Raw genomic sequence first — 12,971 nt, 5'->3', positions numbered from 1 at the left:
CGCCGCCGCATCGGGATGGCAGCCGCCCGGATCCCGTTCCACGCTCCCGTGAGCACCACGGCCATCCCCCGCGCGAGCCCGGCGCCGCGTCCGCGTCGCGATGCGACGGCAACGAAGTGAGGACGGCACATGGGCACAGCCTCCGACACGACCGCCGACACCGACGACCGCACCGAGGAGATCGACCTCGACGCGCTGCGGGCCAGGTACGCCCGCGAGCGCGACCGCCGCGTCCGCCCCGACGGCACCGGCCAGTACCGCTCGGCCGCGGGCGAGTTCGGCTACTACGCCAAGGACCCCTACACCCCCTGGACCGAACGCGAACCGCTGACCGACACCGTGGAGGTGCTCGTGATCGGCGGCGGCTTCGGCGGTCTGACCACCGGCGCGAGGCTGCGCCAGGCGAGCGTGGAGTCGATCCGGATGATGGACGAGGCGGGCGACTTCGGCGGAACCTGGTACTGGAACCGCTACCCGGGCATCCACTGCGACATCGAGTCCTACTCCTACATGCCCCTGCTGGAGGAGGTCGGCTACGTTCCGAAGTGGCGCTACGCCCCCGGCGAGGAGATCCGCCGCCACGCCGTGGCCATCGCCGAGACCTTCGGGCTGTACCGCGACGCGCTGTTCCACACTCGCGCCACCGCGCTGACCTGGGACGAGGACGCTGACGAGTGGGTGGTGGAGACCGACCGCGGTGACCGGATGCGCGCGCGGTTCGTCATCACCTCCTCAGGCACGCTCACCCAGCCCAAGCTGCCGGGCATCCCGGGGATCGACACCTTCAGGGGCCACACCTTCCACACGAGTCGCTGGGACTACGGCTACACCGGCGGCGACCAGAACGGCGGCCTCACCGGCCTCGCCGACAAGAGGGTCGCGGTCGTGGGCACCGGCGCGACCGGCGTGCAGGTCATCCCGCACCTGGGCCGCGACGCGCGGCACCTGTACGTGTTCCAGCGCACCCCCTCCTCGGTGGACGTGCGCGACAACCGCCCCACCGACCCGGAGTGGGCGGCCTCCCTCAAGCCCGGCTGGCAGCGCGAGCGCATGGAGAACTTCCTGGCGATCGTCTCCGGCGAGCGGGTCGAGACCGACCTGACCCGCGACGGCTGGACCTCCACCGCCCGGCTCCAGCGCAAGATGATCTCCGGCGCACTGGACACCAGCGTCCCGGCCGAGGAGCGCGAGCGGATCGACGAACTCGTGGACGCCCGCAAGATGAACCAGATCCGGGCGCGCGTGGACGAGGTCGTGGACGACCCGGCCACGGCCGAGCTGCTCAAACCCTGGTACCGCTACATGTGCAAGCGGCCCTGCTTCAGCGACCACTACCTCCAGACCTTCAACCGGCCCGACGTCACCCTGGTGGACACCGCCGACCACGGCGGCGTCACCCGCATGACCGAGGACGCGATCGTGGTCGGGGACGCCGAGTACCCCGTGGACTGCGTCGTCTTCGCCACCGGGTTCGACGTGGGCGTGTCCGGGGTGATGTCGGGAACGCTGCCGGTGCGCGGGCGCGGCGGGCGCGATCTGCTGGGCTCCTGGAGCCGCGGGCCCAGCACGCTGCACGGCTTCTACAGCAACGGGTTCCCGAACCTGTTCCACCTGGGCGCGCTCCAGAACGCCAACTCGGTCAACTTCGCGCACATCCTGCTGGAGCAGGCCGAGCACATCGCCGCCGTCGTCGCCGAGGCCCGCAAGACCGGAGCCCCGGTGGTCGAGCCCTCCCAGGAGGCCGCCGACGCGTGGGGGCGGACCGTCCGGGAGAGCGCGCACGACAACTCGGCGTTCCAGGCCGAGTGCACGCCCGGCTACTACAACCGCGAGGGCGCGGGCGTGCACGGCGGGTTCTCCTACAGCCCCGGCCCCGTGGCCTTCCACCGGCTGCTGGCCGACTGGCGCGAGAGCCGCATGCACGAGGTCCTGGACGCGCGGTCCTAGCCGGCCCGGCCGCCCCGGCCGGGACGCCTCCGTGGGCGCCCCTTCCTGGGCGCCCACCCTCCGGGGCGTGTTCGGCGCATGTCCGCCTCGCCGCGCGGCGGGGCGGACGTGCGCCGAACACGCTCCCGGACCCCAGACACCTGATCCCAGACCCCGAGGGAACCGTATGGAACAGCACTGCCCCAGGCCGCGACGAACGGTGGCCGCCCGCGCACTCGCCGCACTGGCCCTGACCGGTGCGGCGGCCGGATGCGCCTCCCCCGCCGCCACCGGCGAGGACGGCCAGGACGGCGGAACCGAGCGCACCGCCGACCTCCTGGTCCAGGTGACCTCCGTCCACGAGGAGACGGGGATGACCCTGCTCGAAGGTCCGACCTTCGACGCCGACGGGCGCCTGCTCGTCGTGGACGTCACCGCCCCCGCCGGGGAGCCCAAGGTGCTCCGGGTGGACACCGGGACCCGGGAGGTGTCCCCGGTGTTCACCGACGAGACCGGCGCCTACACCTCGGCGCAGTTCAGTCCGCACGACGACCGGCTCTACCTGACCGACTTCGCCGGAGGCAGGATCGACAGCATCACCCCCGAGGGCGAGGACCACACCACGTTCTTCTCCGGGGAGGTCGACGGAGCGCCGATGAACCCGGACGACCTGGCCTTCGACGAGGCCGGGAACATGTACGTCAGCGACTCGGCCGGGTTCGACGGCCCGGCGTGGGAGGCCCGGGGCAGGGTCGTGCGCGTCGACCGCGACACCGCGGAGGCGACCGTCCTGGCCCAGGATCTGCCCGCGCCCAACGGCATCTCGTTCACCGCGGACTTCTCGGGGCTGTGGGTCGGCCAGTACGGCGCCAACCGCGTCGACCACTACGCGCTGAACGAGGACGGCACCGAGGTGGAGACCTCCCACGCCGCCCTGTACTTCGACGGCGGCACGAGCCGGATCGACTCCATCGCGGTGGACGCCGACGGCAACCTCTACCAGGCCGTCCACGGCCAGCCGCGCATCTTCGTGTACAGCCCGCTCGGTGAGCACCTGGCGACGGTCGGCGTCCCCGACGACGCCGCCGAGGGGCTGTACTCGGCCACCAACGTGGCCATCGCGCCGGGGACGACCGACGCCTACATGACCGTCAGCGGGGACGACGGCGGGTTCGTCTACTCCTTCGACGCGCTCGCCGAGGGGATCCGCCAGTCCAACGGCGGCTGACCGTCCGCCCCCGCGGGGGAGGGGTCGGAACCGGTCGCGCGGTCCGCCCGGAAGCACATCGTCCGGCTCCCGGGCGGGAGGGCCCGGGTCACGCGCGTCCAGGTGGCGGGGTGACGGGCCGTCCCGCCCCGGGGGTCACGTCGGCCAAACCCCGGAGCGGTAAGGGACCCGGGCCACGACCGCCCGGGTCACGGGGCGACGGGCCGTCCCATCCCAGGGGGCACGTCGGCCAAACCCCGAAACAGCGGGAGACCCGTGTCACAACCCACCGTGTCACAGGGCGACGGGCCATCTCGTCTCAGGGGGTGTAACCGACGACGAACGCGAAGGAGTACCCCATGGACGCAAGACTCGACTACTTCACCAGCCCGACCGCGGGCAAGGCCGTCAAGCCCTTCATGTCCGTGGGCAGGGCGCTCAGGAACTCGGCGCTGCCGGACGCGACGCGGGAACTGGTGGCGCTGCGCGTGAGCCAGATCAACGGCTGCGCCGCCTGCCTGGACATGCACACCAAGGACGCCGCCGCTGACGGTGAGACCGGCGTGCGGCTGAACCTGGTCGCGGCGTGGCGGGAGGCCACGGTCTTCACCGACGCCGAGCGCGCCGCGCTGGAGCTGGCGGAGGAGGGCACCCGGGTCGCGGACGCAGCGGGCGGGGTCAGCGACGAGGTGTGGGAGCGCGCCGCCGAGCACCACGACCAGGAGCAGCTCACCGCCCTGGTCATGCTGGTCGCGTTCATGAACGCCGTGAACCGGCTCAACGTCATCACCCGGCAGCCCGCCGGAAGCTACGAGCCCGGGCAGTTCCACTAGGTTCTGGCACGGGGCCCGGCGGCTGCGGACTTCGGGTTCCGGCCCCGGGCCCAGCGCCGACCGTACCGGGGAGTACGGCCGGGCGGAAGGGCTTGGGAGAGGGGCGGGTCGGCGTGGGCAAGGTGGAGGACTTCGAGGAGCTGCGGCCGCTGCTGTTCTCGATCTCCTACCGGATCCTGGGCAGCGTGAGCGAGGCCGAGGACGCGGTGCAGGAGACGTGGCTGCGCTTCGACCGCTCGACGACCCGCCCCGCGTCGACCAAGGCCTTCCTGTCGGCCGCGGTGACCCGGATCTCGATCGACGTGCTGCGTTCGGCGCGCGTGCGGCGGGAGGAGTACGTCGGCCCGTGGTTCCCCGAGCCGCTGCTGAGCGACCCCTACCAGGACCCGGCGCGGTCGGTGGAGCTGGCCGACTCGGTGTCGATGGCGGCGCTGCTGCTGTTGGAGCGGCTCAGCCCGCTGGAGCGGGCGGTGTTCCTGCTGCGGGAGGTGTTCGCCTTCGGGTTCGACGAGGTCGCCGCGGCGGTGGGGCGTTCGGAGGCGGCGTGCCGACAGCTGCTCGTGCGGGCGCGGCGGCACATGGCGACCGGGCGGCCTCGGTTCGCGGCGGACCGTCGCGAGCAGCGGGAGCTGGCGACGCGCTTCTTCGACGCGCTGGAGAACGGTGACGTGGACGGGCTGCGGGACCTGCTGGCCGCCGACGCGCAGTTGGTCGGGGACGGCGGCGGCCGGGCCCCGCAGCTGGCCAGGGCCGTCACGGGCGCGGCGAGGGTGGCCCGTCTGCTGGGCACGGTCTTCCCCGAGCTGCTGGGGATCGGCGTGTCGTTGGAGCCGCACGAGGTCAACGGCCAGCCCGGCGCGCTCCTGCGCGACCGGGACGGCCGGGTCCTCCAGGCGCTGGTCCTGGATGTGCTCGACGGGCGGGTCCAGAACGTGCGCGGGGTGATCAACCCCGACAAACTGGGCCACCTCGGCCCGGTCGCCGACGCCTGGGCCGTGGACCGCGAGGTGAGGCGGGCCCGGAAGCGGTCGCACTGACCTCCGGCCGGGGCCGCTCCGATTGGGACCGGTCCCGATCGGAGCGGCCTCGACCGGTGGGCGGGCCGAAGGTCGGGCCGCAGGGTCGTACGGAGGCCCGTCCAGACCCCCGTTCAGACGGTCTGGTTGACGCGCACGAGGTTGCCGGACGGGTCGCGGAAGGCGCAGTCGCGGACCCCGTAGTCCTGGTCGATGGGTTCCTGGACCACGTCCGCCCCGGCGGCCTCCAGGCGTTGGAAGAGGCCGTCGAGGTCGTCGGTGGCCAGGGTGATCGCGGTGTAGGTGCCCTTGGCCATCAGCTCCAGGACGGTGCGGCGCTCGTCCTCGGTGACGCCGGGGTCGACGGCGGGCGGGTGCAGCACGATGGAGGTCGCGGGCCGTCCGACCGGCCCGACGGTGATCCAGCGCATGTCCTCGTAGCCGACGTCGTTGCGGACCTCGAACCCGAGGAGGTCGCGGTAGAAGCCCAGGGCGGCCTCGGCGTCGGTGTGCGGCAGGAAGGCGTGGTGAATGGTGATGTCCATGCCCCCAACGCTAGGTCCGGCTACGGGGAGCGCGCTTCTTGATTCCTGACCGGTCTGGTCACCTGTTTGGCCAGGCAGGGCGGGATACCCGCCGCCGCACGCGAGTGGTCGCGGCGGTAGACGCTCGGCGGCACGCCGACCAGCTCGGTGAACCTCGTGCTGAACGTGCCCAGCGAGGACGAGCCCACCGCGAAGCAGACCTCGGTGACGCTGAGGTCCCCGCGCCGCAGCAGCGTCATCGCCCGCTCGATCCGCCGGGTCATCAGGTACGAGTACGGCGACTCACCGTAGACGCGGCGGAACTCCCTGCTCAGGTGTCCGGCCGACATGTGCGCCCCGCGGGCCAGTGCCTCGACGTTGAGGGGCTGGGCGTACTCGCGGTCGATCCTGTCGCGGACACGGCGGATGGCGGCGATGTCGCGCAACCGCTGTTCCTGTGCGTCCCTGTCGGCCATGGACGCCATCATCCCACGCCGCGCCCGAGGCGGACCGGTTGTGCACAGGGCGGGGGCGCCGCACCCGGACGCGGCCCTCAGCAACCCGCGTGCCGTCGGGAGCCGGACCGGCGGCAGTCGGGGTAGGGCACGAGACGGAGGGTCGTGGCTGCCGCCTCGGGGCTGGTGATGGCCCTGAGGCGGCTGGTGGCGTAGTGGCCGTACTTGGCGCGGTAGGCGGCGTCGATCCGGTCGTTGAGGCCGGGGTCGGCGTCGACGAAGACCACGTTCCTGGCGACCCGGCCGACCCGGACGCGGCCCTTGGGGCGCACCCGGGTGCTCCGGTACCAGTCGGAGACGCGTCCGCTCAGCGAGCGGACGTAGAGGTCGTCGCCGTCACGCACGACCCAGACGCGCCCGCGGCTGTCCGGCCGGCCGTCGACGCGCAGGGGCGCGAGCCGCAGCTCCTCCGCGTCCGTGATCCTGGCGAGCTCCTCGCTCGTCCACGTCGTCATCTGTTTGTTGGGCGTGGATACCCCGTCCTTCAGGGCGGGGAGGACGCGCCCTCTCCCTTCTCGTGACTTTCTGTCGGATTCGCCTCACGCGACCGCACAGCGGTCGCTACGGTGTGTGCCATGACCAACAAGAGCGTGAAGCGGGCGTTTCGGTACCGCTTCTACCCGAGTGATGCGCAGGCGGCTGAGCTGTCGCGCACGTTCGGGTGCGTGCGCCTGGTCTACAACCGCGCCCTGGCCGAACGCAGCACCGCCTGGCACCAGCGCCGGGAACGGGTGGGCTACTCCCACACCTCGGCCATGCTGACCGCTTGGAAGAAGACGGACGAGCTGTCCTTCCTCACCGAGGTCTCCTGCGTCCCCCTTCAGCAGACGCTGCGCCACCTGCACACCGCCTTTCGCAACTTCTTCGACCGGCGCGCGAAGTATCCGCGGTTCAAGTCCAAGAAGACGTCGCGTGCCTCGGCGGAGTACACCGCGAGCGCGTTCCGCTACCGTGACGGCCACCTGACCCTGGCCAAGATGGCCGAACCCCTGGCCATCGTGTGGTCGCGCCCCCTGCCTGAAGGAGCAAGGCCGTCCACGGTGACGGTGTCCCGGGATGCGGCCGGGCGCTGGTTCGTGTCCCTGCTGTGCGAGGACACCGTCGAGTCGGCTCCGGCCGCCAACGACGCGGTGGGTGTGGACATGGGTGTGACGTCGCTGGTGGTGTTGTCCACGGGGGAGAAGGTGGACAACCCCCGCCACGAACAACGCGATCGCGCCAAGCTGGCCAAGGCGCAGCGGGCGCTGGCCCGTAAGGCCAAGGGCAGCGCGAACCGGGAGCGGGCCCGCCGCAAGGTGGCGCGGGTGCACGCCCGCATCACCGACCGCAGGCGCGACTTCCTGCACCAGCTCTCCACTCGACTCGTCTGCGAGAACCAAGTGGTCGTGATCGAGGATTTGACGGTGCGCAACCTGGTCAGAAACCGCAGACTCGCCCGAGCGATTTCGGATGTGGCCTGGCGTGAGCTGCGCACGATGCTGGAGTACAAGTGCGCCTGGTACGGACGCGATCTGGTCGTGGTGGACCGGTTCTTTCCCTCCTCCAAGTTGTGTTCGACGCCCGGGTGCGGGTACCTCAATGTGTCGTTGCCGTTGCGTGTACGGGAGTGGACGTGCCCCGGCTGCGGGACCACCCATGATCGGGATGTGAACGCGGCGAACAATCTCGAAGCCGCCGGGCTGGCGGTGTTGGCCTGTGGAGCTGGTGTGAGACCTCAACGGGAGTCCTCCCGGACGGGGCGACCGGCAATGAAACAGGAAGGCCACGGGGCGACCCGTGACGAGGCGTTGGCCTCGAACCACCGGTAGGTGGTTCCGGATTCTCCTGCCTTCAGGCAGGAGAGGAAGTCAACGGGGTGCTTTCCTCTTCTCGGGTCGGGTGTCGTGAGCCCGCCGTGTCCCGCACGGCCGCGACCACGGCGGTCGGGTCCGGCCGCGACGGATCCGCACACGGACCCCTCGGGTGCGAAGGCGAACGGGCCCGCGCGGGGGTCGGGGTCGTCCGTCTGTTCTCCGGTCCGGGAGCGGGGGCCGCGGGCTCCCCCGGCGGCTCCGGGCGCGCTAGGTGTCCGAACGGGGGAAGGAGACGGCCGGGTCGCCGTCGGCCGCCGGGACCCCGTCCCGCTCGCGTTCGGAGGTGACGGCCCAGCTCGCCAGCAGGTCCAGGCCCTCCGCGGAGGACGAGCCCGGCTCGGCGCTGTAGGCGAAGAGCGACAGGCCGGGGTCCGCGGTCAGCTCCATGGCCTCGAAGCCCAGCTCCAGCCTGCCCACGACGGGGTGGTGCATGGTCTTGGTGCCCGTGCGGTGCTGGTGGACGTTGTGCGCCGCCCACCGGGTCCGGAAGTCCTCGCTGCGCGTGGACAGCTCTCCCACCAGGTTCGACAGGGCACGGTCGTAGGGGTCGCGTCCGACACCGGTGCGCAGGACGGCGACGGTGTCGTTGGCCGCCCGCTCCCAGTCGGGGTAGAAGTCCCGCGCGCGGGGGTCCAGGAAGGCGAACCGCGCGTAGTTGGCGGGCCGCCCGGACATGTCGAGGACCTGCGCGTACAGGGCGCGGCCGAGCCGGTTGGCGGCCAGGATGTCGAGCCGCCCGTTCTGCACCACCGCCGGTGCGCCGGTCATCGCGTCGAGGATCCGCTGCACGCCGGGCCGCACGCGCTGGCGCGCCGACCGGCGCCTGGGCCTGCCCGGCGCCTCCCCCGCCGTGCGCGCCAGGTCGAACAGGTGGGCGCGCTCGGCGTCGTCGAGCCGGAGCGCCTCGGCCAGGGCGTGCAGGACGCTCTCGGAGACGCCCTTGAGGTTGCCCCGCTCGATGCGGGTGTAGTAGTCCACGCTCACCCCGGCGAGCATGGCGAGTTCCTCGCGGCGCAGGCCCGGCACCCGCCGGTTGCCGCCGAAGGCGACGAGTCCCGCCTGCTCGGGGGTGATCCTCCCCCGTCTGGTGGAGAGGAAGTCCCGGATCTGGTTGCGGTGGTCCATGTCCTCCAGGCTAGGAAGCCGAACGGACTCGTGGGAGGTCCTGTCGTTACCCCGAACAGGAGGGACTCCCTCGGTCGCCGGGCGGGGATTCGCCGGTGGCGGTCCGACCGGAGACGGCGAAGCCCCGCAGGGGGGTCCTACCGTGACGGGCACTGACAGAACCTCCCAAACGGGGCGTCGGGGTGTTTGACTGCTGGAGGCGGCCGACGCGGCATGCGCGGCCGGCCGTCCCCGTCGACCCGTGCCCGAAGGGCTGACAACGCCCTCGCACGGGGTTCGACGCGCATCCGACACCCACTCTTCTGAGGAGATTCATGTCCCTCGTTCACGCCTACACGGCCTCGTCGGCGACCGCGCCCCTGGCGCCGGGCACGATCGAGCGCAGGGCGGTCGGCCCGAAGGACGTCCTGATCGACATCGCCTGGGCGGGGATCTGCCACTCCGACATCCACACCGTCCGCGGGGACTGGGGCGAGGTCCCCTATCCGTTGACGGTGGGGCACGAGATCGCCGGTGTGGTCGCCGAGGTCGGCTCCGAGGTCACCCGCCACAAGGTCGGCGACCGGGTGGGGGTGGGCTGCATGGTCGACTCCTGCCGGGAGTGCGCGAACTGCCTGGCCGGTGTGGAGCAGTACTGCCTGCGCGGGTTCACCGACACCTACAACGGCGCCGACCGGGACGGGACCGTGACCCAGGGCGGGTACTCCGAGCGCATCGTCGTGGACGAGCACTTCGTGCTGCGCGTCCCCGAGGCCATCCCCTTCGAGAAGGCCGCGCCCCTGCTGTGCGCGGGGATCACCACCTACTCGCCGCTGCGCAACTGGAACGCCGGGCCGGGCAAGAAGGTCGCCGTGGTGGGGCTGGGCGGCCTCGGGCACATGGCGGTCAAGATCGCCCACGCCATGGGGGCGGAGGTGACGGTGCTCTCGCAGAGCCTGAAGAAGCGCGAGGACGGGCTGCGGTTCGGCGCCGACCACTACCACGCCACCAGCGACCCGGACACCTTCGAGCGGTTGGCCAACACCTTCGACCTGATCGTCAACACGGTCAGCGCGCCCATCGACCTGGACGCCTACCTCGACCTGCTGGCGCTGGACGGCACGATCGTGAGCGTGGGCGCGCCGCCGGAGCCGGTGGCGGTGACGCTGTTCACGCTGTTCGAGAACCGCCGCTCGTTCGCCGGTTCCAAGATCGGCGGTATCGCCCAGACCCAGGAGATGCTGGACTTCTGCGCCGAGCACGGCATCGCCCCCGAGGTCGAGATCGTCCGCGCCGACCAGATCAACGAGGCCTGGGAGCGGGTGCTGGCCTCGGACGTGCGGTACCGGTTCGTCATCGACGCCTCGACCCTGGGCGGCGCCTGACCGCCCCGAGGGCCCGAGCACGGCGGGCCCCGCCGGGGGACGGGGAACGCCGTCCCGACCCGTGGCCCGGGCGGGACGGCGTTCCCCGAGACCTCCGGAGCCCAGCGCCTCAGGAGGAGGCGGGCTCGCCCGCGCCGCGCAGGTGCGACATGCTCCCGTACAGCTCCTGGAGCCGCCGCACCTCGTCGGCGTCGACGAAGCGGGCGATGCCGCGTCCGTAGTCCTTCGCGGTCTCGATGACGAACCGGACCGCGCTCTCCACGCTGCGCAGGTCCGTGGCGCCGGTGGCCGACCCGGCCACGGCCTCCTCGGTCACGATGGCCACGCCCACGACCGGGGCGCTGGTGGCCGTGGACGGCTGCAGGATCGAGTTGACGTGGTAGACGCCGTTGCCGTACGGGGTGATGTCCTGCATGGTCAGCGGCATGACGACCGGGGCGCGGCCGGTGGTGCGGGAGACGATGTCGAGCAGGCTCTCCGGGACCCGGACGATCCACCCGTCGACGACGGCCGGGGTGATGGCGATGCCGTGGTGGTTGCAGATCCGGTTGCCCTTGGTGGTGTCCACGGACAGGATCGCGTCCATGGCGGGCAGGACCTCGTGCCGGTTGCTGACGTCCTGGTCCACGACCGAGCCCATGAACGGAACGGGGTCGTGGGGCTGGGTCGGGGCGTCGGGGTCGATGTGGGTGGCCAGCACGACGTCGCCGGGCAGGGTGTCGCCCCGGCGGCGCATGTCCAGGAGCTTGGCCGCCGCGGAGACGGCGGTGAGGGCGCCGTCGCCGTCGCTGACGAAGCCGATCTGCTCCGGGCGCGCGCCCAGGCCGCCGAGGCGGCCGAGGATGCCCAGGGTGGGCGCGGAGCCGCCGGAGGCGGCGCCGTCGGTACCGGCGATCGTCACCCGGACGAAGTCGGTGGACCCGCCCTCGCCCGCGACGGTCTCCACGAGGACCTCGCCGTCGGCCGCGCCGTGGCGGCGCAGGTACTCGGCCACGGACGCCCCGTCCGCGGCCGGGGTGTCGAGCAGGTCGTGGGTCTCGATGACGTGGCTCCAGGACATGGGTTCCCTCTCTCAGGTGGTGGACCGCCCGGTCCGGCCGGGCGCCGCGGTCGGCGCCCGGCCGGGGCGGTCGTTCGTGTGGTCGCCGCGCGGCCTGTGCGCGCGGGCGACACGGCTTGCCGCGCTGTCGCGTCGCCGTTCGCCGTGTTGTGGCGGTTCCGGGCTCAGTCCCCGGCCGCACCCGCGGCCGGGCCTTCGGCCGCGCCCTCGGCCGCGCGCACGGCGGCGCGCGCCCCGGCGCGGACGGCGTCCACGACGGGGACGCCGACCCGGTCGGTGAGGCGGGCGGCCAGGCCGATGGTGGTCATGCCGGTGCAGGCGAACATCAGGGTGTCCGCGCCCATGGCGACCAGGCGTTCGGCGGCCCGGACCGAGGCGGCCAGGCCCGCGTCGGTGCGCAGGTCGTGGGTCCGGCGCACGCCCTCGGGCACGAGCGCGGCGACGAGGGCGGGCCCGAGCACGGAGGTGACCGAGTCCGGGGTGCGGGTGGTCAGGTCCAGGACGCCGACCTTCGAGCCCAGTTCCAGGGCCCGGCGGGCCGCGGCCTCCCCCGCGCCGACGACGGGAACGCCGACCGCGGCGCGGGCCCGGGCCAGACCCGGGTCGGCGGCGCAGCTGACGAGCAGCGCGTCCACGCCGTCCTCGCGTTCCATGCGCGCGGCCAGGTCGGCGACCTTGGCCGAGGCGAGCGCGAAGGTCGCGTCGTCGTGCACGCCGTCGGGCTGGTCGGGCAGGCACCGCGAGACGGTGTCCACGCCGAGCTCCCCGCGGATGACGCGGCCGTGCGCGTCGAGCTGCTCCTGGTCGTCGGTGGTGACCACCCGGATGACGCCGATCCTCATGCCGCCGCCTCCGTCCGCGCGCCGAGCGAGTCCAGGACCTCCGAGGCCAGGCGCACGCACACCGACCGGGCCAGGACCACCGGCAGGCCCGAGGCCGCGGCCGCGCGGGCGCGCATCCGCTCGGTGTAGCCGACGCAGTCCAGGGCCAGGAGGTCGGCTCCGGCGTCGGCCAGGCGCCGCGCGGCGGCGGCGAGGTCGTCGGGGGTTCCGGTGTAGGGGGAGCACACGTCGGTGAGCACCCGGGTCCCGGCGGGCAGGCGGCGGCCGAACTTGGCCTCGGTGTCGCGCCTCTGCTCGGGCAGGGGGCACACGACGCCCAGGCGCCCGGTGTCGCCGAGCAGGGCCGCGGCCCCGAAGGCGATCATCCGGTCGGGCACGAAGAGCGGCTTGGTGTGCTCCAGCTCCGGGAAGGCGCCGGTGCAGGCGAGCAGCACCGCGTCCACCTCGCGTTCCAGGTCGGCGAGCAGGCCCGGCAGGCGCTCCATGACCAGGGACTCGCCCAGGACGACGGAGGTGCCGTCGGCGAGGCGGGTGGTGAGGGCGTGGTCGTCGGGGGCCACCGGCCGCGCCTCGATCTGGGCGCGGGTGAGGCCGTCCAGGACGCCCCGCTCGACCACGGTGGCCTCGGGCACCAGGGCGGTGATCTCCGGGGTCAGGTCCGTGCGCGGCGCCTGGCCGATGGTGACGACTCCGAGTCGTGTCATGG

At 72.7% G+C, this 12,971-nt stretch carries 13 protein-coding genes; 6 read left to right on the top strand and 7 right to left on the bottom strand.

Going from position 1 to position 12,971, the window contains the following annotated elements; genetic code table 11:
* Positions 1 to 129 precede the first annotated feature (129 nt).
* From EV372_RS22905 to EV372_RS22890, 4 genes are all read left to right on the top strand, one after another.
* Positions 130 to 1,947 carry a flavin-containing monooxygenase gene (locus EV372_RS22905; RefSeq protein WP_130397708.1) on the top strand — a complete coding sequence of 606 codons (1,818 nt, stop codon included), beginning with the start codon at positions 130 to 132 and terminating at the stop codon, positions 1,945 to 1,947.
* A 166-nt stretch (positions 1,948 to 2,113) separates the two neighbouring features.
* On the top strand, positions 2,114 to 3,154 hold the full coding sequence (locus EV372_RS22900) for an SMP-30/gluconolactonase/LRE family protein (protein WP_130397707.1): 1,041 nt from the start codon (positions 2,114 to 2,116) through the stop codon (positions 3,152 to 3,154).
* Positions 3,155 to 3,492: 338 nt separating this feature from the next.
* Positions 3,493 to 3,966 carry a carboxymuconolactone decarboxylase family protein gene (locus tag EV372_RS22895; RefSeq protein WP_130397706.1) on the top strand — a complete coding sequence of 158 codons (474 nt, stop codon included), beginning with the start codon at positions 3,493 to 3,495 and terminating at the stop codon, positions 3,964 to 3,966.
* A gap of 113 nt (positions 3,967 to 4,079) precedes the next feature.
* The gene (locus EV372_RS22890) at positions 4,080 to 5,003 is read left to right on the top strand and encodes an RNA polymerase sigma-70 factor (protein WP_130397705.1); all 924 of its coding nucleotides are present in this window, start codon (positions 4,080 to 4,082) and stop codon (positions 5,001 to 5,003) included.
* Positions 5,004 to 5,116: 113 nt separating this feature from the next.
* Here EV372_RS22890 and EV372_RS22885 read toward each other — a convergent pair whose 3' ends face one another.
* The 3 genes from EV372_RS22885 to EV372_RS22875 all read right to left on the bottom strand — a co-directional run bounded on the left by EV372_RS22885 (position 5,117) and on the right by EV372_RS22875 (position 6,476).
* Positions 5,117 to 5,527, bottom strand: a complete 411-nt coding sequence (locus EV372_RS22885; protein ID WP_019611340.1) for a VOC family protein — start codon at positions 5,525 to 5,527, stop codon at positions 5,117 to 5,119.
* Between the two features lie 20 nt (positions 5,528 to 5,547).
* Positions 5,548 to 5,982 (bottom strand): helix-turn-helix transcriptional regulator, encoded by a 435-nt coding sequence (locus EV372_RS22880; RefSeq protein ID WP_019611341.1) that lies wholly within the window; start codon positions 5,980 to 5,982, stop codon positions 5,548 to 5,550.
* A 77-nt stretch (positions 5,983 to 6,059) separates the two neighbouring features.
* A complete protein-coding gene (locus EV372_RS22875; RefSeq protein ID WP_094802463.1) occupies positions 6,060 to 6,476 on the bottom strand; it encodes a DUF2255 family protein in 417 nt (138 codons plus the stop codon).
* Positions 6,477 to 6,596: 120 nt separating this feature from the next.
* On the opposite strand from EV372_RS22875, the gene EV372_RS22870 reads away from it, so the two are divergent.
* Positions 6,597 to 7,829: an RNA-guided endonuclease InsQ/TnpB family protein gene (locus EV372_RS22870; protein ID WP_197044296.1), complete on the top strand. Its 1,233-nt coding sequence runs from the start codon at positions 6,597 to 6,599 to the stop codon at positions 7,827 to 7,829.
* A 252-nt stretch (positions 7,830 to 8,081) separates the two neighbouring features.
* Here EV372_RS22870 and EV372_RS22865 read toward each other — a convergent pair whose 3' ends face one another.
* Positions 8,082 to 8,999, bottom strand: coding sequence for a helix-turn-helix transcriptional regulator (locus EV372_RS22865; RefSeq protein ID WP_130397704.1), 918 nt, complete (start codon positions 8,997 to 8,999; stop codon positions 8,082 to 8,084).
* Positions 9,000 to 9,313: 314 nt separating this feature from the next.
* Between EV372_RS22865 and EV372_RS22860 the strand changes: the two genes are divergently transcribed.
* The gene (locus EV372_RS22860; protein WP_130397703.1) at positions 9,314 to 10,363 is read left to right on the top strand and encodes an NAD(P)-dependent alcohol dehydrogenase; all 1,050 of its coding nucleotides are present in this window, start codon (positions 9,314 to 9,316) and stop codon (positions 10,361 to 10,363) included.
* Positions 10,364 to 10,472: 109 nt separating this feature from the next.
* Here EV372_RS22860 and EV372_RS22855 read toward each other — a convergent pair whose 3' ends face one another.
* The 3 genes from EV372_RS22855 to EV372_RS22845 form a co-directional block, all read right to left on the bottom strand.
* Entirely contained in the window at positions 10,473 to 11,423 is a 951-nt protein-coding gene (locus tag EV372_RS22855) for a DUF1177 domain-containing protein (RefSeq protein WP_130397702.1), read from the bottom strand.
* Between the two features lie 164 nt (positions 11,424 to 11,587).
* Positions 11,588 to 12,265 carry an aspartate/glutamate racemase family protein gene (locus EV372_RS22850; RefSeq protein ID WP_130397701.1) on the bottom strand — a complete coding sequence of 226 codons (678 nt, stop codon included), beginning with the start codon at positions 12,263 to 12,265 and terminating at the stop codon, positions 11,588 to 11,590.
* Positions 12,262 to 12,969, bottom strand: a complete 708-nt coding sequence (locus EV372_RS22845; RefSeq protein WP_130397700.1) for an AroM family protein — start codon at positions 12,967 to 12,969, stop codon at positions 12,262 to 12,264. The genes EV372_RS22850 and EV372_RS22845 overlap by 4 nt, the downstream gene beginning before the upstream one ends.
* Between the last annotated feature and the right edge of the window lie 2 nt (positions 12,970 to 12,971).

The sequence above is a fragment of the Nocardiopsis sp. CNZ308 genome, assembly GCF_004217075.1.
This window is presented reverse-complemented; position numbering and strand designations above follow the sequence as displayed.

What these genes read in the sequence shown, in the direction of transcription:
- EV372_RS22905 (WP_130397708.1), top strand. Translation starts at nt 130, where the DNA reads ATGGGCACAGCCTCCGACACGACCGCCGACACCGACGACCGCACCGAG.
- EV372_RS22900 (WP_130397707.1), top strand. Translation starts at nt 2,114, where the DNA reads ATGGAACAGCACTGCCCCAGGCCGCGACGAACGGTGGCCGCCCGCGCA.
- EV372_RS22895 (WP_130397706.1), top strand. Translation starts at nt 3,493, where the DNA reads ATGGACGCAAGACTCGACTACTTCACCAGCCCGACCGCGGGCAAGGCC.
- EV372_RS22885 (WP_019611340.1), bottom strand. Translation starts at nt 5,527, where the DNA reads ATGGACATCACCATTCACCACGCCTTCCTGCCGCACACCGACGCCGAG.
- EV372_RS22880 (WP_019611341.1), bottom strand. Translation starts at nt 5,982, where the DNA reads ATGGCCGACAGGGACGCACAGGAACAGCGGTTGCGCGACATCGCCGCC.
- EV372_RS22875 (WP_094802463.1), bottom strand. Translation starts at nt 6,476, where the DNA reads ATGACGACGTGGACGAGCGAGGAGCTCGCCAGGATCACGGACGCGGAG.
- EV372_RS22870 (WP_197044296.1), top strand. Translation starts at nt 6,597, where the DNA reads ATGACCAACAAGAGCGTGAAGCGGGCGTTTCGGTACCGCTTCTACCCG.
- EV372_RS22865 (WP_130397704.1), bottom strand. Translation starts at nt 8,999, where the DNA reads ATGGACCACCGCAACCAGATCCGGGACTTCCTCTCCACCAGACGGGGG.
- EV372_RS22860 (WP_130397703.1), top strand. Translation starts at nt 9,314, where the DNA reads ATGTCCCTCGTTCACGCCTACACGGCCTCGTCGGCGACCGCGCCCCTG.
- EV372_RS22855 (WP_130397702.1), bottom strand. Translation starts at nt 11,423, where the DNA reads ATGTCCTGGAGCCACGTCATCGAGACCCACGACCTGCTCGACACCCCG.
- EV372_RS22850 (WP_130397701.1), bottom strand. Translation starts at nt 12,265, where the DNA reads ATGAGGATCGGCGTCATCCGGGTGGTCACCACCGACGACCAGGAGCAG.
- EV372_RS22845 (WP_130397700.1), bottom strand. Translation starts at nt 12,969, where the DNA reads ATGACACGACTCGGAGTCGTCACCATCGGCCAGGCGCCGCGCACGGAC.